Raw genomic sequence first — 15,224 nt, 5'->3', positions numbered from 1 at the left:
CCTCATGGCTTGTGGAGGGCCGTTTCGCGCGCGGCGAAAGTCTTTCGACGGCGCGCTTATGGACGAGAGCAGCGTTGCGATCAAGACCGGCGTTGCCGACCGGTTGCCCGGTCTATTCGTCCGGTTCGATTCTTGCGGCCAGGGGTGCTCCCTTGGCCTCGCCCCGTTTGACATTGCGACGGATCATGCCGAAATCGGCGCCGCCGGTTGCAAACGCGGTGACGAAGTAGAGCAGTGCCCCGCCGGCAACCAGCGCCAGGAGCGTCGTCGCCTTGACGACCAGCGGCGAACCCGGGCCGAGCCTCACGGCGAACCAGTGCTCGGCAAAATAGAGCGCCGCCCCCATCACCACCGCCGACAGCACCAGCCGCGGAATGCGTTTCATCAGGGGCACGTCGCGGCCCCAATGGCCGCGCCGGATCAAGACGCCGAGCAGCATCATCGCGTTGACCCAGCCGGCGACGGCCGAGGCCACCGCGATGCCGGGAGCGCCCATCCGTGGAAACAGCGTCAGGGCCGTGGTGACGTTTACCGCTACCGAGATGGCGGCAAAGATCATCGGCGTGCGCGTGTCCTCACGGGCGAAGTAGCCCGGTGTGAACGCCTTGATCAGCACGAAGGCTGGCAGGCCGAGGCCGAAGATCGCCAGGATCGCCGCCACCGTCGGCGTCGAGCCGTTGGCGGCGAACGCCCCCCGTTCATAGACCAGCCGCACGATCGGGTCCGACATGACCCAGAGTGCGGCGGCGGCCGGCAAAGTCAGGAACAAGGTAAATTCGACCGAACGGTTCTGCAGATTGGCCGCCTCGATCAGATTGCCCGACTTCAGCGCCCGCGACAGTTCGGGCAACAGCACGATCGCGACCGCGACGCCGACCACGCCGAGCGGCAACTGGTAGATGCGGTCGGCATAAGCGAGCGAGGACACCGCGCTGTTCTGCGCCGAGGCGATTGCCGTGCCGATCAGCTGGTTGATCTGGGTGATGCCGCCGGTGATTGCCGCCGGCAGTGCCAGGATCAGCAGCCGCTTGACTGCGGGCGTCATTTTCGGACGGCGAAAGCCGATCGAGATGCCGGCATGGCGCACCGCCACCCAGACGATCGCCAGTTGCACCAGTCCGGCGGCAAGCACGCCCCAGGACAGCCCGTAGCCGACGGTGAGCGCGTCGGAGCCCCTGTACCAGGCATAGGCGAGCACGCCGATCAGGATGACGTTGAGGAACACCGGTGCCACCGCGGCGGCGAAATAGCGGCGCAGCGAATTGAGCATGCCCGCCATCATGGCGCCGAGCGACATGCAGATCAGATAGGGGAACATGATCGTCGCCAGCGTCACCGTGGTGTCGAACTTCCCCGGCGTGCCGGCAAAACCGGGCGCCACCAAATAGCGCACGATCAGCGGCATCGACAGTTCCATGATGATCGTCAGCGCCAGCAGAGCCGTGAACAGGACGCCGAAGACTTCCTCGGAGAAGCGCTTGGCGCCATCGGTACCGTGGGTCTCGATCTCCTTGGCGAACAGCGGCACGAAGGCAGCATTGAAGGCGCCCTCGGCAAATAGCCGGCGAAAGGTGTTGGGAAACTGGAATGCGGCGTTGAAGGCGTCGGCGACTGGTCCGGTGCCGAGCGCTGCGGCCATCAGCATCTCACGGCCGAAGCCGAGCGCGCGGCTCATCAGCGTGCCGGAAGCGACCGTTGCGAATTTCTTGACGAGGCTCATGCGTTTGGAGACTGCCTGCAGGATGAGGACAAAGTGATGGTGGCGGTCACTCGGCCGCTGCCTTGGCCTTGCCGCCGCGTTCGGGCACGATGCCTTCGAGCGTTGCCACCAGCCGGTTGCGGATGGTGGCGATGCGAGCCGGGCTGTCGATCTTCTGGCCGGTGAGATCGGTGACATAGAAGGTGTCGATGACCTTCTCGCCGAAGGTGGTGATGTGGGCCGATGCGATATCGAGCGACAGGTCGGAAAGCGTTCCGGTGATCTCCGACAGCAAGCCCGGCCGGTCCAGGCCCTCGACCTCGACGACCGAGAAGCGGTTGGACAGCGTGTTGCGGATTTCGGCGCGCGGCGGGATCTTGAATGCCTTGGAGCCGCGCCGCGGCTTGGTGCGCTTCTCGATCATCTCCGGCAGCCAGCTCTTGCCTGAGAGCACGTCCTCTATCAGCCGTCCGACACGCTCGGCACGCCGGCGCTCGTCCTCGTCGCGGTCGAATTCTCGCGAGATCAGGATGGTGTCCAGGGCGCGGCCATCCGACGTCGTGAAGATCTGTGCGTCGACGATGTTGCCACCGGCTCCGGCGCACGCCCCTGCGATGACCGAGAGCAGGCGGGGATGGTCCTGCGCCAGCACGGTGATTTCGGTCACGGCCTCGAACTGATGGGTCTTGACCATGGTGGCGAGCTTCTTGCCCGCCACATCGGCCTCGCGGATGAACTCGGCATGGCGCAGCTGGTCGGCGAGATCGACGGTCAAAAGGTAGTTCTCGTAGTGTTGGCCGACATAGCGCTTGCGGACCTTGTCCGGCCAACTGGCGAGTGCCTCGGCGAGAAGCTCGCGCGCCGCCGCCGTGCGCTGAGCGCGCGACACTTCCGAAAAGCCGCCGGTCAAAAGCAATTCGGTCTCGTAGTAAAGCGTGCGCAGCAACTGGCCCTTCCAGCCGTTCCAGACACCGGGTCCAACGCCCCTGATGTCGCAGACGGTCAGGACCAAAAGCAGCTTCAACCGCTCGACCGACTGCACGATCGCGGCGAAATCCTCGATGGTCTTGCGGTCGTTGAGGTCGCGGGTCTGCGCCGTCATCGACATCACTAGATGGTTCTCGACCAGCCAGGCAACGGTTTCGGTATCGGCTGGAGACAGTCCCATATGCGGGCAGATGCGCCGGGCGATCCTGGCACCGACCTCGGAATGATCCTCCGGCCTGCCCTTGGCGATGTCGTGCAGCAGCACGGCGACATAGAGCGCCTCGCGGCTCTTCTTCAGCCCCGGCATCAGCGTGTGCGCGAGGGGATGGACCTTTTCGCCGTCGCCGCGCTCGATCTCGGCCAGCACGCCGATGCAGCGGATCAGGTGCTCGTCCACCGTGTAGTGGTGGTACATCGAGAACTGCATCATGGCGACGATCTTGCCGAAATCCGGGATCAGTCTGCCGAGCAGTCCGGCCTCATTCATGCGCCGCAGATTGAGTTCGGCATTGCGGTCCGAGGTCAGGATGTCGAGGAACAGCCGGTTGGCTTCCTCATCGCGCCGCAGCGACTTGTTGACCAGGCCGAGCGAGCGGGTCAGCAGTTTCAGCGCATCGGGGTGGAATTCAAGGCCGTGCTTGTCGGCAAACCAGAACAACCTCAAAAGATTGACCGGATCGCGTTCGAACACCTGGTCGTCGGCGATGTTGATGCGGTGGTTGTCGACGATGAAATCCGACGTGCCGGCCAGCTTGCGCTTGCGTCGCGAGAAGGTGAGGAAGATACGGTTGAAGCCCGGCACGTGCTTGGCCTGCTCCTCCTCGAGCGCGGCACAGAAGATGCGGGTCAAGTCGCCGACATCCTTGGCGACGAGGAAATAGTGCTTCATGAAGCGCTCGACCGCCGATAGGCCGGGGTGGGTTGTGTAGCCGAGCCGTTCGGCGATCTCGCGCTGGATGTCGAAATGCAGCCTTTCCTCGGCCTTGCCGGTGAGAAAATGCATATGGCAGCGTACCGCCCACAGAAAATCCTCGGCCTTCAGGAACTCCCGGTATTCGCCCTCGGTGAAGACGCCCTTGTCGACCAGTTCCTCGCCGGTACGCACCCGGTAGAAATATTTGCCGATCCAGAACAGCGTCTGCAGGTCGCGCAGGCCGCCCTTGCCGTCCTTGACGTTGGGCTCCACGAGATAGCGGCTTTCACCGGCCTTGGCATGACGGTCGTCACGTTCGGCAAGCTTGGCCTGGACATATTCGGGGCCGGTCGTGCGCACCACCTCATGGTCGAAGCGCAGCATCAGCTCGTCATAGAGTTTTTCCTCGCCCCACAGGAACCGCGCTTCGAGGATCGAGGTGCGGATCGTGATGTCGTTGCGCGACAGCCGCACGCATTCGTCGATATTGCGGGTAGCGTGGCCGACCTTCAGCCCCAGATCCCACAGCATGTAGAGTATGTATTCGACCGTCTGTTCGCCCCATGGCGTCTGCTTGTAGGGCAGCAGGAACAACAGGTCGATGTCGGACCCGGGCGCCAGCGTACCGCGGCCATAGCCGCCGACGGCGACGACGGCCATGCGCTCCGCCGAAGACGGGTTCTTGACCCGGTAGACATGGGTGACGGCGAAATCGTAGAGCGCCCGGATGATCTCGTCCATGAGATGCGACAGCCGCGCCGCGCAGGCGCTGCCGCCGCCGTCGTCCCGCAGCATCCGTTCGGCAATGGCGCGCCCGTCTGCCAGCCGCCCCTTGAGCAGATGGAGCACACCGCTGCGCGCCGTCTGTGCGGAGCCGTCGCCTGCCTTGGCCGCAGTCAGCGCGGTCATCTCGCGTCGCAAGGCTTCGCCATCGATCAGTTCGTCGAGCTTCAGGGAGATTCTTGCCATATGTCCAGGTCGGCCTTGCCTTTTCGGCGGCGTCTATAGCGCGTTTTCGCGGCGCTGGGTATGGGGCGGAAATACGAGCCCGCTCTCGCTCAAGCGTGCTTGGCATCCACCCGCAACGAGATGAAGAAATTTAACCCCTTGACCTTCCAGTTACTGGAAGCCCTATCTCCGCGTCACCCACCGACCCTTAGAGGCATTTTCGCATGACGCATTCCGATCACGATCATCACGCGCATGGCGGCTGCTGTTCGGCAAACCGCGAAGCACCTGCCGCACAGGCCGTCGTCCGCGATCCGGTCTGCGGCATGACCGTCGACCCGGCCGCCGGCAAGCCGACGTCCGAGCATGATGGCCATCTCTATCATTTCTGCAGTCAAGGCTGCCGCACGAAATTCGTCGCCGAGCCGGAAAAATTCCTGACTGCCACCGATCCGGTCTGCGGCATGAGCGTCGACCGTGCGACAGCCAGGCACTTCGTCCGCCACGAAGGTCAGGGCTTCTACTTCTGTTCCGCTGGCTGCCAAGCGAAATTCGAAGCGGAGCCGCAAAAATATCTCGGCGACAGGCCGGCGCCCCAGGCGATGCCCAAGGGCACGCAATACACCTGCCCGATGCACCCCGAAATCATCCGCGACAAGCCCGGCTCCTGCCCGATCTGCGGCATGGCGCTGGAGCCGATGGGCGTCCCGACAGGCGATGAAGGGCCAAATCCCGAACTGGTCGATTTCACCAGGCGGTTCTGGGTCAGTGCCGCACTGTCTGTGCCGTTGCTGATCGTCGCCATGGCGCCAATGCTCGGCCTGACGTTCCAGGCCTTTATCGACGAGCGGACGATGGTCTGGCTGGAGCTGGCGCTGGCCAGTCCCGTCGTGCTGTGGGCGGCGCTGCCCTTCTTTCATCGTGGCTGGGATTCGATCCTCAACCGCAGCCCCAACATGTGGACCCTGATCTCGCTAGGTGTAGGTGCTGCCTATCTCTACAGCGTCGTCGCGACGCTGTTTCCGGACATTTTTCCGCATCAGTTCCGCGGCCATGGCGGTGCCGTGCCGGTCTATTTCGAGGCTGCCGCCGTCATCGTCGCGCTGGTCTTCCTTGGCCAGGTGCTGGAATTGCGCGCGCGTGAAAAGACCGGCTCGGCAATCCGTGCCTTGCTCGATCTCGCACCCAAGACCGCGCGGCTGTTCGCCGCCGACGGTTCCGAAAGCGATGTGTCGCTTGATGCGGTCAAGGCCGGCGATCGCCTGCGCATTCGTCCCGGCGACGCGGTGCCGGTCGACGGCATCGTGCTGGAGGGCCGTTCCTCGATAGACGAATCGATGATCACGGGCGAGCCGTTGCCGGTCGAAAAGACTGAAGGCGATGCCTTGACCGGCGGCACGCTCAATAAGAACGGTTCGCTGATCATGCGCGCCGAGCGGATCGGCTCCGAGACGACGCTGGCGCGCATCGTCGAGCTCGTCGCCAAGGCGCAACGCTCGCGCGCCCCGATTCAAGGGCTGGCCGATCGCGTTTCCTTCTACTTTGTCCCGGCCGTCGTCCTCATCGCGATTGCCGCTTTCGTCGCCTGGGCCATGTTCGGACCCGAGCCCAGCCTGATCTTTGCCATCGTCTCGGCGGTGTCGGTGCTGATCATCGCTTGCCCCTGTGCGCTCGGCCTCGCCACGCCGATGTCGATCATGACGGCCACCGGGCGTGGGGCGCACGCCGGTGTACTGATCAAGGAAGCCGCGGCACTCGAACGCTTCGCCTCCGTCGACACGCTGATTGTCGACAAGACGGGTACGCTGACCGAAGGCCGGCCGAAACTAACCGATGTCGTTGCGGCAAAGGGCTTTTCCGAAGACGAATTGCTGGCGCTTGCCGCAGGCCTGGAGAAGGGGTCGGAGCATCCGCTGGCCGAAGCCATCGTCGAAGGCGCCGCTACGCGCGGCATAGCCGTCGCCGATGCCAGCGGCTTCGAGGCGGTCACCGGCAAGGGCGTCTCCGGCACCGTATCGGGAAAGAAGGTCGCGCTCGGTAATGCCGCGATGATGGCCGATATCGGCATCGACACCGCATCCATCTCGGCTCAGGCCGAGACGCTGCAGGCGGAAGGCAAGACGGCGATGTTCGTCGCCGTCGGCAAGAAACTGGGCGGCATTGTCGCTGTCGCCGATCCGGTCAAGGCGACCACCGCCGAGGCGATCAAGGCGCTGCATGGCAGCGGCCTGAGGATCATCATGGCGACCGGCGACAATGAGCGTACGGCCAACGCCATTGCCAGGAGCCTCGGCATCGACGAGGTTCGCGCCGGCCTGTTGCCGGAACAGAAGGCGGGCCTCGTTGAGGAACTGCGCGCAAAAGGCGCGGGCGTCGCCATGGCCGGCGACGGCGTCAACGACGCACCCGCGCTTGCCGCGGCCGATGTCGGCATCGCCATGGGCACCGGCGCCGATGTCGCCGTCGAAAGCGCCGGCATCACCTTGGTCAAGGGCGACCTCAATGGCATCGTGCGGGCCCGCACGCTGGCCCAGGCGACGATCCGCAACATCCGCCAGAACCTGTTCTTTGCCTTCCTCTACAACGTGCTTGGCGTGCCGGTCGCTGCCGGCGTGCTCTATCCGCTCACGGGCACGCTGTTGTCGCCGATGCTGGCGGCGGCGGCGATGAGCCTGTCCTCGGTGTCGGTGATATCAAACGCCCTGCGGCTCAGAACATTGAAACTCTGATCCAAGCCCCCAAATACGAAAACCAATCAACAGGAGACCAGGAATGACCTTGGCTAAGAAAATCGTGCTTTTGCTGATGGCGGCCGGAATGCTGGTTGCCGTCTTCCTCGAAAGCGTTCCGGCGCAGAGCGAAGAGATGAAACACGACATGGGCGCCATGGCGACGGGCGCGGCGACTAGCCCTTCGACGGAAGGCTACAAGGCGGCGATGGACAAGATGCACACCGACATGATGGCGTCCGAGTACACCGGCAATGCCGACGTCGATTTCGTCAAGGGCATGATCCCGCACCATCAAGGTGCCATCGACATGGCCAAGGTCGTGCTTGCCAATGGCAAGGATCCGGAAATCCGCAAGCTCGCCGAAGGCGTCATCGCCGCCCAGCAAGCCGAGATCAAGCAGATGCAGGCATGGCTCGCCGCCCACCCGGTGAAGTAAGCTTCAGGCAATCGCCAAGGCAATCGAGAACGCCTCTGGATTTCTCGCCCAGCCTGTGATGCGATCCGGCCCCACTGGAGCTTGTCATGCCATCGATCATCAGAACCACCAAATTGCCGTCTGGCGAAGCCGTTCAGGTGCTTGGTCAGGGGACATGGAAGATGGGTGAGGATATCAGCCGCCTCACCGATGAAGTGAATGCTCTCAAGCTCGGCCTCGACCTCGGCATAACACTGATCGACACCGCTGAAATGTATGCCGGCGGCCGCGCCGAGGAGGTGGTGGCCGAGGCTATTGCCGGGCGCCGCGACGAGACCTTCCTGGTTTCAAAGGTTCTACCATCAAACGCTTCGCGCGAGGGCGTGCAGCGCGCCTGCGAAAACAGCCTGAAACGCCTGCGCACCGACCGCATCGATCTCTATTTGCTGCATTGGCCCGGCGGCGTGCCGCTGACCGAGACGGTCGCGGCCTTCGAGGCCTTGAAAGAGGACGGCAAGATCCGCCACTGGGGCGTCAGCAATTTCGACGCCGACGAGATGGAAGAACTGGTCGGCCTGCCAGATGGCGGCAACGTCCAGACCAACCAGGTGCTCTACAATCTGGTCCGGCGTGGCCTCGAATTCGATCTCGCCCCCTGGAGTCGGCAGCGCGGCATCCCTTTGATGGCCTATTCGCCGGTCGAGCAGGGCGCGCTGGCGCGCAATGCCCGGCTCGACGCAATTGCCGCCCGCCACAACGCCACGGCCGCACAGATCGCCTTGGCCTGGGTGATGCACCAGGAGGGCGTCATCGCCATTCCGAAAGCCAGCCGCCAGCAGCACGTCCGCCAGAATGTCGCTGCACTCGACATCAAGCTTACGGGCGAAGATCTCGCCGATCTCGACCGCACCTTCCCGCCGCCGACGCGCAAGCGCGGCCTGGAGATGATCTGACTACTTGCCCGCCAGCCCCTTCAGCCGGTAAAGCGCTTCCAGCGCCTCCCTTGGCGTCATCTCGTCAGGATTGATCTCGCCCAGCGCTGCACCCAGCGCATCACTTTTCACCGGCTTCGGCGCTTCGCGCTTCACCGCCACCGAAAACAGCGGCAGATCGTCGACCAGCCGGTTGGTCTTGCCTGAGACCTCGCCTTCTTCGAGCTGGTGCAGCACTTCCTTGGCCCGGTCGACCACCGCTTCGGGCAGGCCGGCCAGCCGCGCCACCTGCACGCCGTAGGAACGGTCGGCGGCGCCCTTGCCGACCTCGTGCAGGAAGACGACGTCGTTTTCCCATTCCTTGACCCGCATGGTGACGTTGTGCAATCGCGCCAGCTTGCCGGCGAGCGACGTCATCTCGTGGAAATGGGTAGCGAAGATTGCCCGGCAGCGGTTTTTCTCGTGCAGGTATTCGACGGCCGCCCAGGCGATCGACAGGCCGTCGAAAGTGGCGGTGCCGCGGCCGATCTCGTCGAGGATGACCAGCGCCCGTTCACCGGCCTGGTTGAGGATCGCCGCCGTCTCGACCATCTCGACCATGAATGTAGAGCGGCCGCGCGCCAGATCGTCCGAGGCGCCGACGCGCGAGAACAGCCGGTCGACGACGCCCACATGTGCCGATGTCGCCGGCACGAAGGAGCCGGTCTGGGCCAGGATGGCGATCAGCGCGTTCTGCCGCAGGAACGTCGACTTGCCGCCCATATTGGGACCGGTCAAAAGCCAGATCGCGCCGTTCCTGGCGCTGCCTTCCGGCGACAGGTCGCAGTCGTTGGCGACGAACGGGCCTTCGCCGGAGCGGCGCAGCGCCTGCTCGACCACCGGATGCCGCCCGCCCGCAATCTCGAAAGCCAAGCTCGAATCCACCACCGGCCGGCACCAGGCTTCGCTTTCCGACAAAAGCGCGAGTGCCGCCGACACGTCGAGCACGGCCAGCGCATCGGCGCCGGCGCGGATCTTTTGCGCCTCGCCGACCGCTTCCGCCGTCAGCGCGTCGAAGGCGGCTAGCTCGATGCTGAGCGCCCGGTCTGCGGCATTGGCGATCTTGGTCTCCAGTTCGGCGAGTTCGGTCGTGGTGAAGCGCATGGCGTTGGCCATGGTCTGCCGGTGGATGAAGCGCGCCTTGGCGCCGTCGCTACCGGTCATGATCGCATGGTGATTGGCGGTCACCTCGATGTAGTAGCCAAGCACATTGTTGTGCCGGATCTTCAGCGAGCGGATGCCGGTCTCTTCGATCAGCGAACGCTCCAGCCCGGCGATCACCTTTCGCGATTCGTCGCGCAGCGCCCGCATCTCGTCGAGATCCGGGTGGTAGCCACCGCGCACGAAGCCGCCGTCGCGCTTCAGCAGCGGCAGTTCCTCGCCAAGCGCCTGCGTCAGGTGCTGGGCCAGCGCCTGAGGCAGCGCCTGAATGGCGGCCAGTGCCGCCGTGAGCTCCTGGGGCAGGGCGGTCGCGGCAAAGATTTCGGCGATCGCGCCTGCCGCCTCGAAACCGGCGCGCAGCGCGCCGAGATCGCGCGGGCCGCCGCGGTTGAGCGCCAGCCTGGATAGTGCCCGCGGCATGTCGGCAACGCTCTTCAGGCTCGATCGCACCGCCTGGCAGAGCCGCGTTTCGGAGCGGAAGAACGACACTGAATCCAGCCTGGCGCCGATCGCCGCCGGGTCGGTCAGCGGCGCCATCAGCCGGTCGGCGAGCAGCCTTGCACCGCCACCGGTCACCGTGCGGTCGATCGCCTTGAACAGCGAGCCCTCGCGGCTGCCGGAGAGCGTGCGCAGCAGTTCGAGGTTGCCGCGCGTCGCCGGATCTATGAACAGGGTCGAACCCTGCTCCTCACGCTCCGGCCGCGACAGCGGCGGCCGCTCGGCCTTCTGCGTCTTTTCGACATAGGCAATGGCACCGGAGATCGCCGACAGTTCGGCGCGCGAAAAGGCGCCAAAGGAGTCCGGCGTCGCCACGTCGAAGAAACGGGCGATGCGCCCGGTGGCCGATGCCGAATCGAACAGCGACGGCGGCTGCGGGCTGGCGACGCGGCCGAGCACGTCGAACACCGGCTTCAGCTCCGGATCGTAAAACACTGGCTCGGCGACGATCAGCTCACGCGGATCGACACGGAAGATGTCGGCCAGCAGCCGGTCGGCGGTGGTGTCGGTGACGCGGAAGGCGCCGGTCGAGATGTCGATCCAGGCCAACGCAAAGGCGTGATCGGTCCCTCCACCCTTCACCCGCCCCAAGGCCATCAGAAAACTTGATTCCGACGGCGCCAGCAATTTGTCCTCGGTGATGGTGCCAGGCGTCACCAGCCGCACCACGTCGCGGCGCACCACGGATTTCGAGCCGCGTTTCTTCGCCTCGGCCGGATCCTCGATCTGCTCGCAGACGGCAACGCGAAATCCCTGGCCGATCAGCTTCTGCAGATAGTCGTCGGCCGCATGCACCGGCACGCCACACATTGGAATGTCGAGCCCTTGATACTTGCCGCGCTTGGTCAGCACGATGCCCAGCGCCCGGCTCGCCTTCTCGGCGTCGTCGAAGAACAGCTCGTAGAAATCGCCCATGCGGTAGAACAGCAGCGAATCCGGGTTCGCCGCCTTGATCTCGATGAACTGCTCTATCATCGGCGTGGCGCCGGCGGTCGGCAACGGCGTCATGGCCTCGGGGGCGTCCGGCTCGTTCGGAGTATGCATGTTCATGCACGGCACGCTAGCAGATGTGATCGCACGATTTAATGCCGGGGCTTCGAAAAACAGGGGACTACCGGGCTGCCGGGTGTTCGCAATTTCCCGGACGATCCGCGATTCCCAAGCGCTGGCGGTTTACACGCGGCGGCGCGTGGTCTTAATTCGGATCGAAACAAAGCACCCGCCTCAACGAGGTGCTGCACCGGCGAGGAAATCAAGAACATCATGGCCAGGAAAACCGAGAACAACGGTCCGTCCGTCAGCGCGCAGGAAGCGCTCGAATTCCACGCCATGGGCCGCCCCGGCAAGCTGGAAGTCGTCGCCACCAAGCCGATGGCAACGCAACGCGATCTGAGTCTCGCCTATTCGCCTGGTGTCGCGGTTCCGGTTCTCGCCATCGCCGAGGACCCCAGCCGCGCCTTCGACTACACGACGCGCGGCAACATGGTCGCCGTCATCTCCAACGGCACCGCCATTCTCGGCCTCGGCAATCTCGGCGCGCTCGCCTCCAAGCCGGTGATGGAAGGCAAGGCGGTGCTGTTCAAGCGCTTCGCCGATGTCGATTCCATCGATCTCGAGGTCGATACCGAGGACGCCGACGAGTTCATCAACTGCGTGCGGTTCCTCGGCCCGTCCTTCGGCGGCATCAATCTCGAGGACATCAAGGCGCCTGAGTGTTTCATCATCGAGCAGCGGCTGCGCGAATTGATGGACATCCCGGTCTTTCACGACGATCAGCACGGCACGGCCATCATCTCGTCCGCCGGCCTGATCAACGCGCTGGAGGTCACCGGCCGCGACATGAAGACTACCAAGATGGTCTGCAACGGCGCCGGTGCCGCCGGCATCGCTTGCATCGAATTGATGAAGGCGATGGGCTTCACGCCCGAAAACATCATTTTGTGCGACACCAAGGGCGTGGTCTTTCAAGGCCGCACCGAAGGCATGAACCAGTGGAAATCGGCGCATGCGGTCAAGACCGAGGCACGCAGCCTCGCCGAGGCGCTCGACGGCGCCGATGTCTTCCTTGGCCTTTCCGCCAAGGGTGCGCTCACCACCGCAATGTTGCGGTCCATGGCCAAGAACCCGATCATTTTCGCCATGGCCAATCCCGACCCGGAGATCACGCCGGAGGAAGTGGCCGAGATCCGGACCGACGCCATCATGGCGACCGGGCGTTCCGACTATCCTAACCAGGTCAACAACGTGCTCGGCTTCCCCTACATCTTCCGCGGTGCGCTGGATGTCAGGGCCACCACCATCAATGACGATATGAAGATCGCCGCCGCGCAGGCACTTGCGGCGCTTGCGCGCCAGGACGTGCCCGACGACGTCGCCGCCGCCTATCAGGGCAACCGGCCGAAATTCGGCCCCAACTACATCATCCCGGTGCCGTTCGACCCGCGCCTTATCTCGGCCATTCCGATTGCGGTGGCCAAGGCGGCGATGGATTCAGGCGTCGCCCGCAAGCCGATCCTCGATCTCGACCGCTACGCGCAGGAACTGTCAGCCCGCCGTGACCCGATCGCCTCGACCTTGCAGCGCATCTACGACCGTGTGCGCCGCCAGCCCAAGCGCATCGTCTTCGCCGAGGGCGAGGAGGAACAGGTGATGCGCGCCGCCGTCTCCTATGTGAACCAGAAGCTCGGCACCGCCATCCTGCTTGGTCGCGACGACGTCATCAAGGACAACGCCAAGCTCGCCGGCATCGACCTCAACAAGCAAGGCATCGAGATCATCAATGCACGGCTGTCGCGCCGCAACGGCGTCTACACCGATTACCTCTACGAGCGCATGCAGCGCAAAGGCTTCCTGTTCCGCGACTGCCAGCGGCTGATCAACAACGACCGCAACCACTTCGCCGCCTGCATGGTGGCGTTGGGTGATGCCGACGGTATCGTCACGGGCGTGACCCGCAACTATTCCACCGCGCTCGACGACATCCGCCGCGTCATCGATGCCAGGCCCGGCCACCGCGTCATCGGCGTCTCGATCGTGCTGGCACGGGGCAGGACCGTGCTGGTCGCCGACACCGCCGTGCACGATATGCCGAACGCCGAGCAGATCGCCGACATCGCCGAGGAGGCGGCAGGCTTCGCCCGCCGCATGGGCTATGAGCCGAGGCTTGCCATGCTTGCCTATTCGACCTTCGGCCATCCGCAGGGCGAGCGCTCCGAACGCGTCCAGGAAGCCGTGCGCATCCTCGACAAGCGTCGCGTCGATTTCGAGTATGACGGCGAAATGGCCGCCGATGTCGCGCTCAACGCCCGCGCAATGGCGCAATATCCGTTCATCCGGCTGACCGGCCCGGCCAATGTGCTGATCATGCCGGCGTTCCACTCGGCCTCGATCTCGACCAAGATGCTGCAGGAACTCGGCGGCTCGACGGTAATCGGCCCGCTGCTGGTCGGGCTGAACAAGCCTGTGCAGATCGTGTCTCTGAATGCCAAGGACTCGGACATCGTCAACATGGCGGCGATCGCGGCATATACGGCTGGGACTTGACGAACGGTCCGCGCCGCGGACGAAAAGCCGACGACCTGGCTTTCGGACAGGACGGCGTCCAGACGGCCGCCGGCGCTCAGCCATAAGAGATTGATAAGATTCAGCTGATATAGGGAATGTCCTGCCGACGTGCCGTGATGGCATCTACGGCTCGCTCAGACCGCCAAAACGGGGGTGCGGCCATGAAGCATGATCGAGTTCCAGCATCGGTGGTCGGCGAGGGGGCCTATCAGGACGAACGCCTGGATGCGCTTCTCAGCATCACCGGCCGCATGGACGGCTATCTCTACCGCTGTCGCAACGATGCGTCCTATACCATGCTCTACATCAGCGACGGCATTTTCACCGTCAGCGGTTATTGGCCGAGCGATTTCATTCACAACGCGGTGCGTGACTATGTCTCGGCCATCCATCCGGATGATCTCGCCGCCGTTTATGCCGCCGTCGACGGCGCGCTCGAGGCGCGCTGCAACTGGAACGTCGACTATCGCATCGTCCCGCAGGTCGGCGAACCGCTATGGGTGCGCGAGATCGGCGGCGGTGTCTGGGACGACACCGGGAAACTCGAATTCCTGGAAGGTTTCGTCGTCGACATCAGCGACCGCAAGGTTGTCGAGGACCTCAATTCCCAGCTGCTGCTGGATCTGAAGGCAGCCAACGAGGAACTGTCCGTGCAAAAGCGGGAGATCGAACTGGCGAAGCTGCAGAGCGACCATTCGGCCAACCACGATGCATTGACCGACTTGCCCAACCGGCGCGCCTTCCACGATGAACTGAAATCGGTGGTCGCCCGCTGTGGCGCCACCGGCGAGGCGGCCGGTCTTCTGTTCATCGACCTCGACCGGTTCAAGCAAGTCAACGACACGCTCGGCCACGAGGCCGGCGACGCACTGCTGCAGCGCGTATCGAAGAACCTTCGCTCCATCTTGCGCAGTGACGATTTCGTGGCGCGGCTTGGTGGCGATGAGTTCGCCTTCCTGTTTTCGGGAGAGCCGGATCTCGCGCGGCAAAAGGCGGTGCGGGTCGCCGAGCGCATCCTGGAAAGGCTGCAGATCAAAATCCCGGCGCCGGATAGCGCCATCCAGATCGGCTGCACCGTCGGTATCGCCATGTATCCTGTGGACGCCGCCGATTCGGATGCCCTGGTCGCGCTCGCCGACCGGCTGATGTATATCGGCAAAAGAAATGGCCGCAACCGATTGGTCACTGCCGGAGAACTGACTTCGCAAGAACAGTCCGGATCTCGCCAGCCGATTCGCAAGACCGCCTAGGCTAGTTTCCGTCCACAAACGGCAAATAATTGATTTTGTTGAGTGAATCGTAGCTTTGCATGAGCAAGGCCCGGCGGTTTCAGGTA

At 64.1% G+C, this 15,224-nt stretch carries 8 protein-coding genes; 5 read left to right on the top strand and 3 right to left on the bottom strand.

The genetic code is table 11. The features are described from left to right. Positions 1–112: 112 nt before the first annotated feature. Positions 113–1,720 carry a murein biosynthesis integral membrane protein MurJ gene (gene murJ / locus NKJ90_RS05525; RefSeq protein WP_023762743.1) on the bottom strand — a complete coding sequence of 536 codons (1,608 nt, stop codon included), beginning with the start codon at positions 1,718–1,720 and terminating at the stop codon, positions 113–115. A 46-nt stretch (positions 1,721–1,766) separates the two neighbouring features. Further along, positions 1,767–4,568: a [protein-PII] uridylyltransferase gene (locus NKJ90_RS05520; protein ID WP_023762742.1), complete on the bottom strand. Its 2,802-nt coding sequence runs from the start codon at positions 4,566–4,568 to the stop codon at positions 1,767–1,769. Positions 4,569–4,771: 203 nt separating this feature from the next. Between NKJ90_RS05520 and NKJ90_RS05515 the strand changes: the two genes are divergently transcribed. The 3 genes from NKJ90_RS05515 (at position 4,772) to NKJ90_RS05505 (ending at position 8,647) form a co-directional block, all read left to right on the top strand. Further along, positions 4,772–7,276 carry a heavy metal translocating P-type ATPase gene (locus NKJ90_RS05515; protein ID WP_023762741.1) on the top strand — a complete coding sequence of 835 codons (2,505 nt, stop codon included), beginning with the start codon at positions 4,772–4,774 and terminating at the stop codon, positions 7,274–7,276. Between the two features lie 43 nt (positions 7,277–7,319). Further along, positions 7,320–7,715 (top strand): CopM family metallochaperone, encoded by a 396-nt coding sequence (gene copM, locus NKJ90_RS05510; RefSeq protein WP_023762740.1) that lies wholly within the window; start codon positions 7,320–7,322, stop codon positions 7,713–7,715. 86 nt (positions 7,716–7,801) lie between these two features. Then, positions 7,802–8,647 (top strand): aldo/keto reductase, encoded by an 846-nt coding sequence (locus NKJ90_RS05505; protein WP_023762739.1) that lies wholly within the window; start codon positions 7,802–7,804, stop codon positions 8,645–8,647. On the opposite strand, the gene mutS is transcribed toward NKJ90_RS05505, so the two are convergent. Next, positions 8,648–11,374, bottom strand: a complete 2,727-nt coding sequence (gene mutS, locus NKJ90_RS05500) for a DNA mismatch repair protein MutS (protein ID WP_023762738.1) — start codon at positions 11,372–11,374, stop codon at positions 8,648–8,650. 213 nt (positions 11,375–11,587) lie between these two features. Here mutS and NKJ90_RS05495 point away from each other — a divergent pair, with 213 nt between their 5' ends. After that, positions 11,588–13,867 (top strand): NADP-dependent malic enzyme, encoded by a 2,280-nt coding sequence (locus tag NKJ90_RS05495; RefSeq protein WP_023762737.1) that lies wholly within the window; start codon positions 11,588–11,590, stop codon positions 13,865–13,867. Positions 13,868–14,049: 182 nt separating this feature from the next. Next, positions 14,050–15,138 carry a sensor domain-containing diguanylate cyclase gene (locus NKJ90_RS05490; RefSeq protein ID WP_023762736.1) on the top strand — a complete coding sequence of 363 codons (1,089 nt, stop codon included), beginning with the start codon at positions 14,050–14,052 and terminating at the stop codon, positions 15,136–15,138. Positions 15,139–15,224 lie beyond the last annotated feature (86 nt).

It is taken from the genome of Mesorhizobium sp. M0051, assembly GCF_040323235.1.
Lineage (GTDB): Bacteria > Pseudomonadota > Alphaproteobacteria > Rhizobiales > Rhizobiaceae > Mesorhizobium.
Note: the sequence above shows the minus strand (reverse complement) of the source record. Positions and strands in the feature narration are given on the sequence as shown.